The 14578-nt window shown below is 55.4% G+C and carries 20 protein-coding genes; 6 read left to right on the top strand and 14 right to left on the bottom strand.

Going from position 1 to position 14578, the window contains the following annotated elements:
• Positions 1-31: 31 nt before the first annotated feature.
• The 6 genes from ACIQVE_RS03420 to ACIQVE_RS03395 all read right to left on the bottom strand — a co-directional run bounded on the left by ACIQVE_RS03420 (position 32) and on the right by ACIQVE_RS03395 (position 5978).
• Positions 32-1117, bottom strand: a complete 1086-nt coding sequence (locus tag ACIQVE_RS03420) for a monodechloroaminopyrrolnitrin synthase PrnB family protein (protein ID WP_402804576.1) — start codon at positions 1115-1117, stop codon at positions 32-34.
• Positions 1117-2712, bottom strand: coding sequence for a tryptophan halogenase family protein (locus tag ACIQVE_RS03415; protein WP_402804574.1), 1596 nt, complete (start codon positions 2710-2712; stop codon positions 1117-1119). The genes ACIQVE_RS03420 and ACIQVE_RS03415 overlap by 1 nt, the downstream gene beginning before the upstream one ends.
• Before the next feature lie 480 nt (positions 2713-3192).
• Positions 3193-3330, bottom strand: a complete 138-nt coding sequence (locus ACIQVE_RS03410; RefSeq protein WP_402804572.1) for a hypothetical protein — start codon at positions 3328-3330, stop codon at positions 3193-3195.
• A 307-nt stretch (positions 3331-3637) separates the two neighbouring features.
• Positions 3638-4045 (bottom strand): hypothetical protein, encoded by a 408-nt coding sequence (locus ACIQVE_RS03405; RefSeq protein WP_402804569.1) that lies wholly within the window; start codon positions 4043-4045, stop codon positions 3638-3640.
• Between the two features lie 556 nt (positions 4046-4601).
• A complete protein-coding gene (locus tag ACIQVE_RS03400) occupies positions 4602-5210 on the bottom strand; it encodes a hypothetical protein (RefSeq protein ID WP_402804567.1) in 609 nt (202 codons plus the stop codon).
• Between the two features lie 231 nt (positions 5211-5441).
• Positions 5442-5978 (bottom strand): hypothetical protein, encoded by a 537-nt coding sequence (locus ACIQVE_RS03395; RefSeq protein ID WP_402804565.1) that lies wholly within the window; start codon positions 5976-5978, stop codon positions 5442-5444.
• 149 nt (positions 5979-6127) lie between these two features.
• Here ACIQVE_RS03395 and ACIQVE_RS03390 point away from each other — a divergent pair, with 149 nt between their 5' ends.
• From ACIQVE_RS03390 to ACIQVE_RS03380, 3 genes are all read left to right on the top strand, one after another.
• Positions 6128-6370 (top strand): hypothetical protein, encoded by a 243-nt coding sequence (locus tag ACIQVE_RS03390; RefSeq protein WP_402804562.1) that lies wholly within the window; start codon positions 6128-6130, stop codon positions 6368-6370.
• Positions 6367-6831, top strand: coding sequence for a hypothetical protein (locus ACIQVE_RS03385; RefSeq protein WP_402804560.1), 465 nt, complete (start codon positions 6367-6369; stop codon positions 6829-6831). Before ACIQVE_RS03390 ends, ACIQVE_RS03385 begins: the two co-directional genes overlap by 4 nt.
• Before the next feature lie 75 nt (positions 6832-6906).
• The gene (locus tag ACIQVE_RS03380) at positions 6907-7218 is read left to right on the top strand and encodes a hypothetical protein (protein ID WP_402804558.1); all 312 of its coding nucleotides are present in this window, start codon (positions 6907-6909) and stop codon (positions 7216-7218) included.
• On the opposite strand, the gene ACIQVE_RS03375 is transcribed toward ACIQVE_RS03380, so the two are convergent.
• The 3 genes from ACIQVE_RS03375 to ACIQVE_RS03365 form a co-directional block, all read right to left on the bottom strand.
• Positions 7215-7721: a hypothetical protein gene (locus tag ACIQVE_RS03375; RefSeq protein ID WP_402804557.1), complete on the bottom strand. Its 507-nt coding sequence runs from the start codon at positions 7719-7721 to the stop codon at positions 7215-7217. The genes ACIQVE_RS03380 and ACIQVE_RS03375 overlap by 4 nt on opposite strands.
• Positions 7722-7827: 106 nt before the next feature.
• Positions 7828-8319: a hypothetical protein gene (locus tag ACIQVE_RS03370; RefSeq protein WP_402804555.1), complete on the bottom strand. Its 492-nt coding sequence runs from the start codon at positions 8317-8319 to the stop codon at positions 7828-7830.
• Positions 8320-8393: 74 nt separating this feature from the next.
• On the bottom strand, positions 8394-8579 hold the full coding sequence (locus ACIQVE_RS03365; protein ID WP_402804553.1) for a hypothetical protein: 186 nt from the start codon (positions 8577-8579) through the stop codon (positions 8394-8396).
• 93 nt (positions 8580-8672) lie between these two features.
• On the opposite strand from ACIQVE_RS03365, the gene ACIQVE_RS03360 reads away from it, so the two are divergent.
• Positions 8673-8984, top strand: a complete 312-nt coding sequence (locus ACIQVE_RS03360) for a hypothetical protein (RefSeq protein WP_402804551.1) — start codon at positions 8673-8675, stop codon at positions 8982-8984.
• A gap of 317 nt (positions 8985-9301) precedes the next feature.
• On the opposite strand, the gene ACIQVE_RS03355 is transcribed toward ACIQVE_RS03360, so the two are convergent.
• Complete coding sequence (locus ACIQVE_RS03355; RefSeq protein ID WP_402804549.1) at positions 9302-9541, bottom strand: hypothetical protein; 240 nt, start codon at positions 9539-9541, stop codon at positions 9302-9304.
• Between the two features lie 693 nt (positions 9542-10234).
• Positions 10235-10456: a hypothetical protein gene (locus tag ACIQVE_RS03350; RefSeq protein WP_402804547.1), complete on the bottom strand. Its 222-nt coding sequence runs from the start codon at positions 10454-10456 to the stop codon at positions 10235-10237.
• 221 nt (positions 10457-10677) lie between these two features.
• On the opposite strand from ACIQVE_RS03350, the gene ACIQVE_RS03345 reads away from it, so the two are divergent.
• Complete coding sequence (locus ACIQVE_RS03345; protein WP_402804545.1) at positions 10678-11289, top strand: DapH/DapD/GlmU-related protein; 612 nt, start codon at positions 10678-10680, stop codon at positions 11287-11289.
• 275 nt (positions 11290-11564) lie between these two features.
• On the opposite strand, the gene ACIQVE_RS03340 is transcribed toward ACIQVE_RS03345, so the two are convergent.
• Both ACIQVE_RS03340 and ACIQVE_RS03335 read right to left on the bottom strand, forming a co-directional pair.
• Positions 11565-12107: a cysteine hydrolase family protein gene (locus tag ACIQVE_RS03340; RefSeq protein WP_402804542.1), complete on the bottom strand. Its 543-nt coding sequence runs from the start codon at positions 12105-12107 to the stop codon at positions 11565-11567.
• Positions 12108-12196: 89 nt separating this feature from the next.
• Positions 12197-13078, bottom strand: coding sequence for an MBL fold metallo-hydrolase (locus tag ACIQVE_RS03335; RefSeq protein WP_402804540.1), 882 nt, complete (start codon positions 13076-13078; stop codon positions 12197-12199).
• Positions 13079-13313: 235 nt separating this feature from the next.
• Between ACIQVE_RS03335 and ACIQVE_RS03330 the strand changes: the two genes are divergently transcribed.
• Complete coding sequence (locus ACIQVE_RS03330; protein ID WP_402804538.1) at positions 13314-14285, top strand: GlxA family transcriptional regulator; 972 nt, start codon at positions 13314-13316, stop codon at positions 14283-14285.
• 39 nt (positions 14286-14324) lie between these two features.
• Here the strand turns inward: ACIQVE_RS03330 and ACIQVE_RS03325 are convergent.
• On the bottom strand, positions 14325-14578 hold a 254-nt coding region (locus ACIQVE_RS03325; protein WP_402804536.1), incomplete at its 5' end, for a hypothetical protein.

Here is a 14578-nt window from a genome sequence, read left to right as displayed (position 1 = left end):
CTCCTTGTGAGATAACACATGTCCGTGTGCGTCAGGATTCGTCGAGCGCAGCGCGGATGCGGGACCGCGCGTCACACGTGAGCGTGAGTAGATCGCCGAGCATGCTGGGCGCGTACCCTCCGCTGCCGACTGCGGGGCCGCTTCGCCCGACTTCGTAAGCCCGCTCCGCCAATTTAAGGTGAGGTGCCCGGAAGCGCAGCAGGACCTTGATGACTCGCTCGAGGGCTGCCAGCCCAGCTCGGACGGGCTCGCTGCGCGCACCAAGCGCAAGCGCCTCGCCGAGCGCGCGGTCGACGAGCGCCGGCCCCCCAGTGAACCGAGCGTAGACCGCCCTGTACGCGGGAAGCACATAGGGCAGGTACGTCTCTTTGAATTCTCGATAAGCTGGGTGATCCGATTGCGAGCCCCACAGCACGTGCTCCAGCACGAAGAGGGGCATTTCCACGGCACCGGGCCCGAGGTAGCTCTGGCCTCCGATTCGAATGGGTTCGTAGAAGGGGCGCAGCTCGTCGTAGAAGACCTGCACCGAGATGAAACGGTAGGCGTAAACGATCGAATCAACCATTTTCTGCAGATAGGCTGCCAGCTCGTCGCACCCTTGCGCGAATGCTGGCGACCGCAGGGGCACCTCATACAGCTCGACGGTCACCGCGATGGCCGCTTCGAGGGCCGCCATCGAGATGCGCACGCTCTCGAGCAAGTGCGCTTCGTCGGGCAGCCCGGTGTAGCTGCGCTGCGCGTCGGCCGTTGCGGGATTCCAGACCGTCACATGCAAGAGTGTCTCGCGCGGCGGCAGGTCGGTCACGCGCGCCAGGTCGAGTAGTACCGGCTCGAGCCCAGGCACCACGTCCGCCGGCTCGTGTCCGTGCCGCTTGAGCGATCCCAGGAAGAACCCGATGTCCCGCATGGCGGCGGCGGCTTCGACGAAGCCCCAGCCGGAGGGCACGCCACGCGCCGGGAGGACCACGCGCAGCAGGCCGACGATGCCGGGCACGTCCTTATTACGGTTCAGGCCCGGCAGCTGCAGAACGAGCGAGCGTGCGTGCAGCGGGTCGCTGGCCGCCACGGCAGCGTGCGTAGCCGCGAATGCGCCTACCCGGTCCAAGGTGCGTTCCACTACCGGGGCCCGCGCTGGCTGCGAGACAGCCTCGCGTCGCCGTCACGCAGCGACCGCAGGTAGTCGTAGTTCGTCGGCAGGCTCGTTCGCAGACGCTCGGTCTCGCGCCGGATGCTGGCGAACATCGCCTCGGCCTTCTCGATCGACTCCGGTCGGTGGTGCAAGAGCGGAAGCGACCGGTCGGGCAGCATGCCTAAGCCGGCAAAGATGCAGTAGTAGTTGCCGTTCAACCAGAAGTTCTTGAATTCGTAGTCGAAGGTCTCGTAGTACGTGGAATCGTCGAACGAAGTGGTGGTCAGCGGCAGCCCCGCCTTGTAGCGCTCGACCTTCTCTTTGATAGCGTCCGAGAGCCGCAGGTCGTGCCGGTTCGCGAGCCAGAACGGTGTGTCTTCGCGCGATGAGGTGAAATAGTGCGCCTGCACGAAATCTCGGCAGTCATCGAACATGTAGACGATCTCGGCGTTGAATGCGTCGCTCAACCGCGGATCGAACGAGGTGTCGGGGAAGTGCTTCACTAGCTGGTAAAGCGCTGCGTAGATGAAGTAGATTCCCGTCGATTCCAGGGGCTCCAGAAAGCACGACGACAGCCCGATCGAGACGCAGTTGTTGACCCACGCCCGCTTGTTGCGCCCGACCCGGAACTTGATCTGGTTGAGCGGCTGATTGTCCGAAAGGCCCCAGAGATTGAGGAAGTCGGCGGTGGCCTGGTCACGTGAGGTGAAGTTGCTCGAGAAGACGTAGCCGCTGCCGAACCGGCCCAGCATCGGAATCTTCCAGGTCCACCCCGAGTTCATGGCGATCGCGGAGGTGTACGGCTCGACCCCCTCGCGCGCGTCGTCGTTGGGCACAGCGCTGGCGACCGCGCTGTCGCACAGCAGGTAGTCGGACATGTCGATGAAGGGCTCCTTCAGGGCCTGATTGATCAGGAGCCCACGCATGCCGGAGCAGTCGATGAACAGGTCCGCCTCCAGCGTCTGTCCCTCCTTGGTGAACAGGCTGGAGATGTAGCCGCGCTCGCTCAGGTGAACGTCCACGACCTCGTCGACCACTCGCTTCACCCCGCGTTCGACGGCCCAGCGCTTCAAGAAGTCGGCCACCAGGTGCGCGTCGAAGTGCCACGCGTGGGACATCTGGCGGGTGCCGTCGGGCAGGCACGGTGCCAGCTTACCGTCGAGCGCCCCGGCCTGCGGGTAGCACGCGTACTCCATCGGCTGCTGGAAGCCCTGTTCGCGCTTGCGCAGCCAGTAGTGGGTGAGCGGCACGCCGTCGCAGTTCGGCACGTTGCCGAACAAATGGTAGAAATGATCGTCGCGCGAGTAGTCGGGAGACTTTCTCCAATTCACGAATTTGATCGCGGCCTTGAACGCGCCGTTCACTTGGGGCATCCACTCCCGCTCTGGTATCCCGAGGAAGTCGAAGAACACCTTCTGCAAACTCGGGATGGTCGCCTCACCCACGCCGATCCGGGGGATCGCCGCAGACTCGATGAGCGTAATGTTCGCCTGCTGTTGGAGCGCCCGGACGAGGTACGAGGCGGCCATCCAGCCCGCAGTGCCGCCGCCAACGATGACGATATTCTTAATCGGCTTGTTCATGACAACTTCCTTGTTTTAAGACGGACTGCCTGTGACGGGGGGGAGACCGCCGGTATCCGTGCAAGAGGCACATCAATGTGCTTGTTCGATAAGACTCTAGCCTGCCGGAGAAGCAGCGCAAATTCCTTTTCCGAATTAACATTCTAAAACGCCAAGGAATTTGGTATAAAAGGAAGGTTTTTAATACGTTTTTTGCGCCTAATCAGTCCGCCGCTAAGGAGCGGTCTGAAGTGGCCATGTATTTTGGGCTGACTTCATCCACCGCCGATTTTGAAAGAGGTGAGCCGATCAAAAATGATCGGATCACTCGCTCATTTCGGTGTTTCAGTCGTCGCGAGCACCCCGCGGCGGCCACTTTCCGCATCACAGGCGCACCTCTTCTGCGCTGGCCAGCAAATGTCGGCGGGCCATCCACAGATTCGATAGGGCAGACAGCGTCACCATCTGCTCTGCACAGCCCGACTTCCTTCTGCATGCGGTTCACGTCCCCTGTCGCGTCACAAAGCCATCCGCCAGAGCGAGTTTTTCTTTGGCATCACGCTGAATGCCCCTCGCCTCTCTAAGCTTCTGCTCACTAGAGATGATCGCCTCGACGAGACTGCGATACTCACTCTTCATGCTGTGCTCCAGAAAGGAAAAGGCCCGCTGGTATGGCGAGCCTCGAAATGGATCAGCTCCAACTGCACTCCCAGCTCGAAGCAATGGGTGTGGGGAGCTATAAACGAAAAAGCCCCAGCAGATGCTGAGGCGCGAAAAAACCACTTTGAGCCTGACGCTCAGAGGCTCCGAGGGCTATGGGAATCTTGGACCATAAAAAACCCGGCGCAATAACCGGGCCTTCTTTAAGGTGTCGCACTGAAACAGCTAAATAAGTTATTACAGGAATGCTTATATAGCGGCCCTAGCACTGCCCTAGACAATCTTTCTACAGAGATTGTTTTACAATAAAAAGGAATGGATCAAAACTCATCGTTTGCTTCCCATTCATTAGCAGCTCCACGCTGTACTGCACTTTATCACCAACAGTTGTATCATTGACGCGGCCTTGCCAGTAAGTTCGCCCTTGACTAGGTGTCTTCTCAGGCGAACAGATTTTATCTTTAATCATGTTGCCAGAAAAATTATTAATTTCGACTTGGTTTTCAGCTACAACACCAACGACACTCCAGTTGACGAGCTGCCCATTACAACAAGCTGTAACCAGCTCATCATTACCTTCATAACTAGACCCAGAGTTCTTGTTGTTGTCTATCAAATACACATTGCCGCCTAGATCATTTGTTACTAGTGCATTCTCAACATCAACAACAATCAAAACACTAATCTCTTTCATCACAATACTCCTTTTGTGCAAGTTATCCGCTTACTTCCATTTACACAATCCAGACGGAAACCTGAGAGTAGCACTGGTTTTTTTAAAGTAAAGCCATGGACGCCTTCAGTTATGAAACATTGAGCGCGCCATATTTTTGGCTAAATCACTCTATTATCGACGATAACTCTACATACCCGGATGCAACTTATTGATACTCAATCGATAAATTAAGAAGCCGCGTAGATCGTCGGTGTTAACAATTCGAGCAACTGCACCAGTCTCACCGAAACGCCCCGTTCACCCTATGAAGCGCAATCAGGGTATGGCGCAAGAACCGCGGAGCATTGTACTGCCGGCTTTTCAGTGTCCAGCCCTTCCGCTAGGCCGCCCTAGCTGCGGTGAAATTGCCGGATCAAGTCGGCTACAGCAGCACTCCCAGCTCGGAGCAATGGGTGTGGCTGAGCCGAAAACGAAAAAGCCCGGCACATTGGCCGGGCTCAGGTATTCATGTGCGTGTTGCGTGAATTGCGCACTATGGAAAAAGTACGCGCAAAATCCCACCATGTCAATATATTTATGCCGCCTCCTCGTCATTATCCGAGTGAATAACCTGCCATATCGACTGTTGTGCCTGAATATCCACTTCAGCGATCACCTTCTTTAGTGATTCCCACAGATCCATCCAATCCCTGTTCCAGTGCTTTGGCTCAATCGACACGCCGAAGAACTCTTTCATCTCGGCGGCCACCCGCGCAGGCCCCCACTCCGCCGCCCCCTGCACTTCTCCCTTGTACGACTGCAGAGCCAGAGTGACCAAGTACTCTGCCTTCACGCGTTTAGCCTTGGTCAGATCGGGCAGCGCCGCCTTTGCGGTGATCAGCAGCACAGCATTCAACAAATGCCGCATGTTCATCGCCGGGTGATACAGGTAGTGCCCAAACTGCTGTACCTGGAACGGCAGCGTATCGATCGCGCGCAGCACTTTGCCGATCATTGCCAGGTGCGCAGCGCGGGCGGTGGACCGGCCAACCGGAGTGCGACGTGTCTCACTGATGCTGATCCTCTCGCGCACAACCTGGATGCGCTCTTCTTTGTCATCGCCCAGCGCGGCGAATACGGCCTCATGCCGGCGCATGCGGGCGCCCTTCTTCACCGGTGCCGATTCACCACGCTCAATTGCCACAGCGCTGATCGACGCGTTCGATTCGTGCTGAGCCTCAGTCCATAACTGCTGGCATGCGAGGGTTTACGACAAAAGCAAAGAAATCCATCTCGGCTGTTTTGGCGACTTATTCAGCGCTGTATGCTCAAGAAAGTCCGCCGAGCTTCGCATTGGCTATCACGAAAATAACGGAAGGTCCTAAACAACCAGCGCAACGACAGCGACTGGGTAATCAACAGCGTCAAGCCCAGCTTAAAAACCGGGATTTGAGAACTGGATATAGATGTCAAAGTTTGCGAGAACCACCCAGAAAATCACAAAAAGCCACGGGGTTCTCATAGAGAACTGAAGGGATTTGCGATATCCCTTTTGACTGGACTCTGCTTCGCAGAACAGGGGCGAATCATCATAGTTGGCCCCCATTGCAGGCTCGCTGCGCAAAAGATGGCTTTGCTTGAAATGCCAGTGATCAATTATTGCGTAAGCAGCTCGAATCCCTGGCCGCGCATTGAGCGAACTCACAATCCCGAGTATGGCCATCAACAAAGGTACAACTAAGGTAAAGATCTTGCCCCACTCCGGGTTGACGTTGGCCATTGAGGATGCGAACGCAATCACCAAAAAAGATTGCGCCGTCAGATTCGCATTTGTTCGATTCGACAGCAGAGTCGTTTCGTACTGAATTTCTCGACGATAGAAATCGAGACGGTCTTTCGGAGTTCCGAATAGTAATGCGTCAGGTGGGAGGGACTCATGCGTACTGACCTTCTCGGTAATGATCTTAGTCACAGTCGCTCACCAAATATGGATCAATTGATTTAGACGCCCGCGGGCGTCAGTGGTTCATTACATCTAACCCCCTTCCCCGCCTCTACCGGAACCGGCTTGGGCTCACCTCGAGCGCGGCGAAAGCTCGATCCGGATCAAGTGAGGCCAGCATGATCAGTCTGAACCTCAACGCAGTTCGAGCAAAACAAGCTGAGTCGGATGAAATCGCCGCTGCGATGGCCGACTTCTGGACGCGGCCCGGCGGCAGCTTCAAAGAGTTGCCGCCAGTTCGCATGGAACCCATACCAGCACGGCGCCACTGGGTAGCCCCTGAAAGGGTCCTCAAGCGGCGCCCAAAGCCGATATCGGCAACCGACCGCAAGGCTCTGCGCAAAATGGCGGACGCGATATGAAGTCGAAACGCAAACCCAACAACGGTTTCGCCCGGGCTGAGAGCAGTTGCCGGGCGCCGCTGCGCACCAATCACGTCGCGGTGGTGAACATCGACCCCAGCGGCAGCCAGATCATGGCGAACTGGAAGAGCTGCAGGCAGATCCGCAGTATGGCGATCGCCAACGCAATCTTCGATTTCTCCTACCGCTGGACGATCTACATCGGCGCCATGTGTCGCGACGAGCGCGGCGCCGAGTACATCAAGTCAGTCGAGATCTCGCCGGAGGGCATCTACAAGGTCGAGCGACTTACCGATGCCATCGAGCATTACTACCTGGTGCTGCGCAACAGCGCGAACCCGAACCATCTGGTTGCATCAGGCTGGATTGCCATTCCGGACGAGGTTTCGATGGATGAAGCCCAGGCCGCGAAGCTGTTCTACGCCGCCGGCGCCTGGCATCAGGTGAAGGTCGCAGCCTGAGACGTTTTCGCACCCAACAACGCAAACGACAGACCTGGCTGGACTTGCCGGCCAGCGGAATTGAAGAGGTAGGCCATGGCCAAGAGCAATGCCGATCGCTCAGCGAAAGCCGCGGCGAAGAGGAAGGAGCGCGACGAAGAGGAAATCAGGCTTCACTGCCTGCCCGGTACGCGCCAAGTCCTTGCTGAGCTGATGGCCTGGAGCGGCATAGAGGAACAGGGCGAGGCGGTCACGCTGATGATTCACCACCTGCACGGCCTTGGCCCCGGCGGCGCCCTTCCTCTGCTCACCCCGCCGCGACACGAATACGTGATACCGGAAAACGTGTCGCGTAAATTGAAGCTGGCGTATCAGCGCGAGGCGCTGCGGGTCGATTGTGACGATTAAGGCTGCAGAGGACGCTGCGTGAGCATCCGAGCGATCTTGCCTTCAGCGACCTGTAGCTCGTTCGGGTCACCGTCCAGGTGATTTAGAAACCACATCACGCCAGTTAGGTAGCTTGTTACGAGGTCTTCTACCCTTACGAAAACGACTTCTTCCGACTTGTTAGCGAGCTTCGGAGTACTCCCGTATACATAGCAGAGCAGCCTGATTTCAGCGTTATCACGGTTCGCAAAAGACTCTGCAGTACCCATGTGAAGTAGGCCGTTTCTAGCCTCCCAGATTTCGCGGGCAGTGCATGGCAGTGGATCATAAGGCTGCATGTAAGAGTTGATCCACCTCTGAAAGTCAGCCGGCCCAGACCTCAACGGTTCCACTGACAGCCAGGCCATTTGCTCAATAGCAACATAGGTCAGCATCGCCGCCTGCAAGTGATGACCTCCATCGCGCAAGCAAATAATCGAATCAGTCATCTGCTTAGCGAACGCAAAAACTTGTTCTGTGCTCATCCAGCGCTCCTTGGTCCGGCTCCTCGCCGGCCACCCGTAATATCCCAACCCAAACCCAATTGCCACCACCGTTCACGGAGGGCGGCGCCTGACTGGCGGAACACGATCAGCGCATCATGACGTGGACTTCGTAACCTTTCCCCGTTGGCCAGTCTTCCCGCACCACCTCTACGACCCCTTTACCAACTTTGGCGGATCCATGCTCACCTCGCTTTATCAGTGCTATCACAGGTGCGGGCAAGCTCGCCCCAAGCGCTCGCTGAGACAGCTTATCGGAGGCTGCAAGTAAAGCCTTCGTGGCGGAGCTGGATTGAGATGGCTGGTTATAGTTGAACACAAGCTTAATCTCCATTACGTACTGGCTGACCCCAGTGACGTAGAAAGACAGATTATTCGCCAGACCGCTTGCTGAGCCGATGTCCTTGTAGTCACTGGCACAGCCCGACGAGCCATCTCCATAATCATCAACCCATTTTCTACCCTTCAGGCCAGAGTCCGACAGCAGCGAGCAGACATTTGACGGTGTGGGATCAATGATCTCAGCCGAGGCAGAAGTTGCGGTCATCGCAGCTATGAGAAGTAGCAACAGTTTTTTCAAATCCAGATCCCCATCCGGCTCCATGCCGGGCCGAACACAAATACCTCACTTCTACGAATCACGCCAGCCACGCTCTATCGCAGGAGAAATTCTGAATAATCGCCGATCGTTTGTGTATAAGTCGCCAAGTCTACTATCTGCCGTAAGCAGATAACGATGTCCAGTTTCTGCTGGTCGTCTGGAAGACCAATCCACTTGAGCATCATTCGAGCATCTTCCTCGATAGCCGCAAGTGCGTCGATATCGCTTTGCATTCTCATTTCGGCCTCCTGCCAGTGTGAGTTCAGAGATACATACCCCACTTCTATGAATCACGCCAGCCGGCGAGGCAGGCGTATGCCTGGAGAGTTCCAATGAGCATTCCCGCCAACGCTCTGAGCGACGAAGAGTGCCTTCACTACGCTGCGCTCGAACCGGCCGCCGCCGCCGAACTGACCCGACGTCTTACCGCGCAATGCATTGACCCAAGCGCAGAAGCTGAAGGCCTTCGCGAAGACATCCGTCGACTGGAGAGCCAAGCCGAGGAAGAATCTGAAGAGTTGGATAACCTGAGCGATAGCGCTGATGAAGCCTGCGAACTTATCCAGCGCGCAATGAATCACGACAACCATGAAGAGCTGTCAGTGCACGCGCTTCTTCAAAAAGCCCTCGACTGCTTGGAGTGATCCCATGAGTACATTTCCTGGATCTGGACGAGGACGATCAGTGGGAGTATCTCGCCGAGTGCGATGACCACACCGTCACCGGCTGGAACAAACGCTGGGAGATCGTGAATAGCCACTTAACCAGGGATGCCGCTGAAGCGTTCATCCAACGCAAGCAGCATGACTACGGCGAGATGCGCGTCTAAGTCGAGTCGCAGTACTACGCCTGGGAGTTTGAGGCGATCAAGGAAGCGATCCTCGACGTACAAGCCTGAGGTGGCCGCATGAGGCGCATCTACCTCAGCGGGCCAATGACTAGCCGGCGTAGAGCAGCCGTCTCAAACATCAATCAGACGACTAACCTGTTGCGAATCGATAGTTGGTATGAATCCAGAACCCTGCTGGTGCGCGAGCCACATTCGAGATAGCTCAACGTCAAAATGCCAGCCGTGGGCTTTCAACAGCGCGAGCGCCGTACCGGTTACTCGATAGTGTCCACACCTCGGGCAGGCTCTTTCTTGGTAGTCACCGCCAGCATCAACTTCGGCCGAAGGCTCGTCGCAAATCAAGCAAGACATGAACTTCTCCTTTTGACTGATCTCCCAACTGTAGCCGATCCCTGCCAACACTCCACTACCCACGCATTACCTAGCAAAGGACGTCCGCGCCGGTGCCAACACCGAATCATCGCCGCGATGTAACTGGTGCTTCGGCGGGGCGAAAGAAGAAGTCCAGCTATTCAGAAGTTATCGGTTTAGAGCTACTCGGCAAACGATCAGATCGACCTTCGGAGACACGATGCAGTAAAGCAACGTTGTAATCGTAGGTCGATATCAACGGCGCTGGCCCCTCGCGACGAGCCATTTCAAGCCATTGCCTTGTTCGTTCAACGTCAAAGAACCCGCCCTTGAACCTCATCTTCGCAACAAGGTTCGCTGAGACTCTAAAGCGTCCACATCCGGCCGAGCATTTGACCTCAGACCAGCATCCTTCCATGTGAACAATTTTAGAAGCAGCCTGACAAATTAAACATTGCATGTCCGATCTCCATTTCGATGACGTATCTACTGTAGTTCAGCTTCGGCAACGGCCAACCCGACATCAGCTACCCATCTTCGACGCGATGACCGCAAACCTGCGCGCCGACGACCACACAGTCACCAATCCCGCCGAGCTGATTTCGAGCGTGGCACCGCCGTGCGTGACGCCCTGCAGTTGCGTCTGAACGCAGCGGATCAACGGATTGGTGAGCTGAGCGTCAATCTCTGCGTTTATTGCGCTGAGAGCCCTTGCAGCTCAACGGCCTCGAACAGATAACCCTGCAGCTCCCCCATTAAGCGGAAGTAATAGAAGCTAGCCTCCGCTTCCGACTTGGTTTCAAAGGCTTCCGCCTCCTCGGGTGTCTTGCAGCGATAACGAAAACCATCGCGGTCTATTGCCTCGCCAAAGAAGGTAGCTCCGCACGGGCTTGTAAGCATCACTACCCAAGCCATATTTGCCCCCTAATGAGATAGCGTGGGGAGTTTTGGAACCAGGAACCGATGGAAAAGCAGCACAGTATCAGTCCGGTGAAGTCATCTACTCAGCTCAGCTCAGCTCAGCAAAGCCCAGCCCAGCCGAGCCATGGCCTGCACGTGAATTTTCGGGGGACTCCCTTGTCCTAGCGTCAGCCGCTTGGATCTAACCGCACATTACCCGTACCGGAGGAATTTGTATGAAGCTAGTTGAGATCAGTACGTTTATTACTCGGTGGCCATTGCTAGGCTTGGTGCCCCCTACCGCTTGGCTTGTTTCTCAAGACTGCGAAAATCAAGTTTTGGCCTTGCTGGCAGGTCTTGGTGCGGGTTATCGGCGCCATGGAGACTGTGCCATCCACGAAAGCGCCGTTGTGGAGCAAGGGGCTGTGCTGAAAGGCCCGATTATCATCGGCGAAGGATCATTTGTGGCGGCAGGAGCTTACCTGCGTGGAGGCGTTTACCTCGGCAGCAATTGCATCGTGGGCCCAAGCTGCGAAATGAAAAGCAGCTTCATGCTCGGAGGAAGCAAGCTGGCACACTTCAACTTTGTCGGCGACTCGTTGATCGGCGAGGGCGTGAATATTGAAGCAGGTGCAATAATTGCCAATTACCGTAATGAACTGGATGGTGCAGATATCAAAATCCGCCATGATGACAATGTGATCGTGACGGGAGTAAAAAAATTCGGTGCCTTAGTCGGTGACGGCTGCAAAATTGGAGCAAATGCAGTCATTGCTCCCGGCGCTCTACTACGGCCAAACACCCACGTCCCACGTCTGGGGTTGATTGACCAGTTCGCCTACGATTAAGTGCCGCCAACTTTAGGAGATCGCATCATGGAAGCCGGCACGGCTAAAGCATGTCGGGTGAGTGTATAGAAACCTTCAGGCCGACGAAGCTAGAACGTCAATTACCCAAGTCTGAGAAATGAAAAGGCAAAAAACGGTGCTTACACCGTCGAGTCATGGATGGACCGATAATTATCATCATCAACAAGAGCCCCCAGCGCTCTGCTGTGCGGGAAGGGAGATTGTGCCTAAAAGTTTTTTAACTTAATTGAAGCAAAGACTGAATTGTTACGAGCTTACGCCGAGAGGTAATCGTTCACAGATTTGACGGCGGCGTAGCCGAATTCAAAGGCTGCCATCATCGTGGCATGCGCTTGAGCGGCAGGAACGTTTACGCCACCAAATGTGAGATCCAAGGTGGCACAGGCGTCATGCAGCACGGTAACGGAGTAGCCCATGTCCGCCGCCGCGCGTACTACGGCGTCGATGCACATGTGGCTCATCGCGCCTATGACCACGATTTCCTGGACATCAGCGGCTTCCAACTGCTGCGTCAGATCAGTTTCCCTGAAGGCGTTGATGTGTTTTTTTACGATTACAGGTTCATTACCTTGTGGAGCTACATCTGCTTGAATTTCCGCTCCATTGGATCCCTTTGCAAAGATTGGAGCGCCTTCAGCGGACTCATGCCGTATGTGGAAAACAGGAAATCCCGTATCACGGGCGTGGCTGATCACCCGGATAGCATTTTCGACAGCGGTGTCGATGCCGGTCAAAGGAAGCTTGCCAGTAGGTAGGTATTCGTTTTGCAGGTCAACTACAACGAGACCTCGCTTCATGATTAATCTCCAGTCAAATATCAACGTGATGTTGTAGAGGGCCGAGCTTTCGCGGGCAGATAGGCCAGCGTCATCTACGGCCCAATTAATCAGAACTCCAGCGAAGTGCCGTCTTCTGGAATTTCGACTTGGCTTTCGATACCGTGCTTCTTGACGTAGGTGCGCAGTTCTTCACGGGTCAGGGACATGTGGTTGATTGCGTCCATGTGCACGGCAACAATTTTCGCGTCTTTCGCGGCCTTTGAGGCGCGTAGTACGTCTTCCTCGCCCATGATGATCGACCCCTTATACCCGGTCATCATTGCTTTCCCGGCGTTGAGTACAATGACTTCTGGATGATATTTCTCGATGGTCTGATCGACTTCTTTACGCCAGACAGTATCGCCAGCAAGGTAAAGGGTCTTGTAGCCTGGTGCTTGGAAGACCACGCCCATGGCTTCACCTAGCGGTTTTGCGAGTGCTGGCACGGCATACATTTCGTCTGTGCCATGTTGACCACCAGTCTTGGTGATTTTGACGCCGCCGAATTCAGCTTCATCAGTCAGTACGCGCACATTCTTGAAGCCTTGGGAGCGAATCAGCTGCGCATCTTCTTCATGCTGAGCGAACAGAGGGATGTCTTTAGGCAGTGCTTTCTGTGCAGCATCGTCCCAGTGGTCAAGATGCGTATGAGTGACGATGACAGCGTCGACACCTGAGATCACTTTTTCGGCCGACTCGGTCAGGTCAACCAATGGATTGCGCAGGTTGCTACGGTAGGTATTTTCAAATCCTGGGTATGCCCCCTTTTTTGCCAGCATCGGGTCGATCAGAAAGGTCGTACCGCCATAGGTGATTTTTGCCGTTGCGTTACGCACTTGCTGCAAATCCACTTTATGAGATGCGTCAGGCGCTACGGCGGCGCTTGTAGCCGCGAACGCCGGTATAGTGGCTGCAACGCTAATGGCAAGAGTCAGAGTTCTGAGTTTCATCGGATTAATCCTGTTGATTCATCAAGGACACCATTCTTGCCGAACGCTTACGTGCCTGACAGTGGCCTGAATGACATATTGCGATATAATTGGGCCAGTCGATGAGCGTTCTCTGTGGATGCTGATGGTGGTCGACATGTCCCACTATCCGTGAAAATGCGTCCGCGTGAGCGGTCGTCCATAATTCCTGTGTTCGATAGGCTTGAGCCATACAGGGTGAATCTGAGGCTGACAGATGCAATCCATACGTGTTGCTGTTTTAGCGTTCAACGGCGTAAGCCTCTTCCATCTCTCTGTGCCAGGAGTCGTGCTAGGTGCAGCTCAATCCGCGCCTGATGAGCCTCGTTACGAGATCAATTACTGTGCCGAGGTGCCGGGAGTGGTGAGCAGTGACCAAGGCATCGGACTGGCGGTCACCCATGGCCTAGAACTGATGGAGGCATCTGACGTAATTGTCATTCCAGCGTGGGGCGATCAATCGGCCGCTGCGTCTGCACAGCTTGTGAAAGCCTTACAGCTCGCCAATTCCAAAGGCAAGCTGATAGTAGGGTTATGCCTAGGAGCATTTGTGCTGGGCGATGCCGGGCTACTTGATGGGAAAGAGGCTACGACTCACTGGGTGGCCCGTGACGAATTTGCGCGACGTTTCCCGGAGGTTCGTTTTCGGCCTGAGGTGCTCTATGTCAGTGCCGGCAATATAATGACCTCTGCGGGAACCGTAGCGGCAATCGATTGTTGCCTGCATCTGGTACGCCAGCGGCTCGGTGCTGATGTGGCGAATCGTACCGCGAAGATGCTGGTGACACCGCCGCATAGGCAGGGAGGCCAAGCTCAATACGTAGAGCATCCTGTGCCGCAGTTATCTAGCGAGACTCATTTGTCTGATGTACTAGCGTGGGCCCGCATAAACCTGTCCAGTAATCTGTCGCTCGACGTCCTGGCGGACATGGCTAAAATGAGTAGGCGCACCTTTACTCGTCGGTTTAAGGAGGCCACCGGCACTACCGTATCCAAATGGTTAAACGCTGAACGAGTTGTCAGAGCCCAAGAGCTACTGGAAACGACTGAATTACCGATTGAATGCATCGCGGGTGAAGTAGGTTTTGGAACGCCCCTATCTTTAAGACAACAATTTGGCGCTCATCTAGGTACATCGCCATCTGACTATCGGAAGATGTTTTGTCTCGGAATGAATCAAAAAAACTGAGTGAAAGAGTGACAGCGTTTTGTCAAATCGCATACTAGATCATAGTCCATGGCGCAGAGATGAAAGTGCCAAGCCGGACGCTTTGACCTCCTGGCCAAGATCATATTTCCAGCTGCTGTTCCTGCAATTCGGCTCGAGGCTACTCAAGCCGAACGTCCGCTTCTGGCCGAAAGCAGTCGTTCGTGAGCGGCAGCTTTCGGCCCAGAGTGTGTAAAAACGCTTTCGCAAACCCTTGCTATGATTTCTGAGGATTTCATCGCAAGGATCGCCCATGAAGCGCTTTATCCAAGGTG

It is taken from the genome of Pseudomonas sp. NPDC098747 (assembly GCF_044760045.1).
GTDB lineage: Bacteria > Pseudomonadota > Gammaproteobacteria > Pseudomonadales > Pseudomonadaceae > Aquipseudomonas.
The sequence above is the reverse complement of the archived record's forward strand: the minus strand, read 5'-3'. Positions and strand labels throughout refer to the sequence as shown.

Coding starts and splice junctions, on each gene's coding strand:
- ACIQVE_RS03385 (WP_402804560.1), top strand. CDS start 6,367: ATGAAGTCGAAACGCAAACCCAACAACGGTTTCGCCCGGGCTGAGAGC.
- ACIQVE_RS03350 (WP_402804547.1), bottom strand. CDS start 10,456: ATGGCTTGGGTAGTGATGCTTACAAGCCCGTGCGGAGCTACCTTCTTT.
- ACIQVE_RS03390 (WP_402804562.1), top strand. CDS start 6,128: ATGATCAGTCTGAACCTCAACGCAGTTCGAGCAAAACAAGCTGAGTCG.
- ACIQVE_RS03380 (WP_402804558.1), top strand. CDS start 6,907: ATGGCCAAGAGCAATGCCGATCGCTCAGCGAAAGCCGCGGCGAAGAGG.
- ACIQVE_RS03335 (WP_402804540.1), bottom strand. CDS start 13,078: ATGAAACTCAGAACTCTGACTCTTGCCATTAGCGTTGCAGCCACTATA.
- ACIQVE_RS03365 (WP_402804553.1), bottom strand. CDS start 8,579: ATGAGAATGCAAAGCGATATCGACGCACTTGCGGCTATCGAGGAAGAT.
- ACIQVE_RS03405 (WP_402804569.1), bottom strand. CDS start 4,045: ATGAAAGAGATTAGTGTTTTGATTGTTGTTGATGTTGAGAATGCACTA.
- ACIQVE_RS03375 (WP_402804557.1), bottom strand. CDS start 7,721: ATGAGCACAGAACAAGTTTTTGCGTTCGCTAAGCAGATGACTGATTCG.
- ACIQVE_RS03360 (WP_402804551.1), top strand. CDS start 8,673: ATGAGCATTCCCGCCAACGCTCTGAGCGACGAAGAGTGCCTTCACTAC.
- ACIQVE_RS03355 (WP_402804549.1), bottom strand. CDS start 9,541: ATGTCTTGCTTGATTTGCGACGAGCCTTCGGCCGAAGTTGATGCTGGC.
- ACIQVE_RS03330 (WP_402804538.1), top strand. CDS start 13,314: ATGCAATCCATACGTGTTGCTGTTTTAGCGTTCAACGGCGTAAGCCTC.
- ACIQVE_RS03345 (WP_402804545.1), top strand. CDS start 10,678: ATGAAGCTAGTTGAGATCAGTACGTTTATTACTCGGTGGCCATTGCTA.
- ACIQVE_RS03340 (WP_402804542.1), bottom strand. CDS start 12,107: ATGAAGCGAGGTCTCGTTGTAGTTGACCTGCAAAACGAATACCTACCT.
- ACIQVE_RS03415 (WP_402804574.1), bottom strand. CDS start 2,712: ATGAACAAGCCGATTAAGAATATCGTCATCGTTGGCGGCGGCACTGCG.
- ACIQVE_RS03410 (WP_402804572.1), bottom strand. CDS start 3,330: ATGAAGAGTGAGTATCGCAGTCTCGTCGAGGCGATCATCTCTAGTGAG.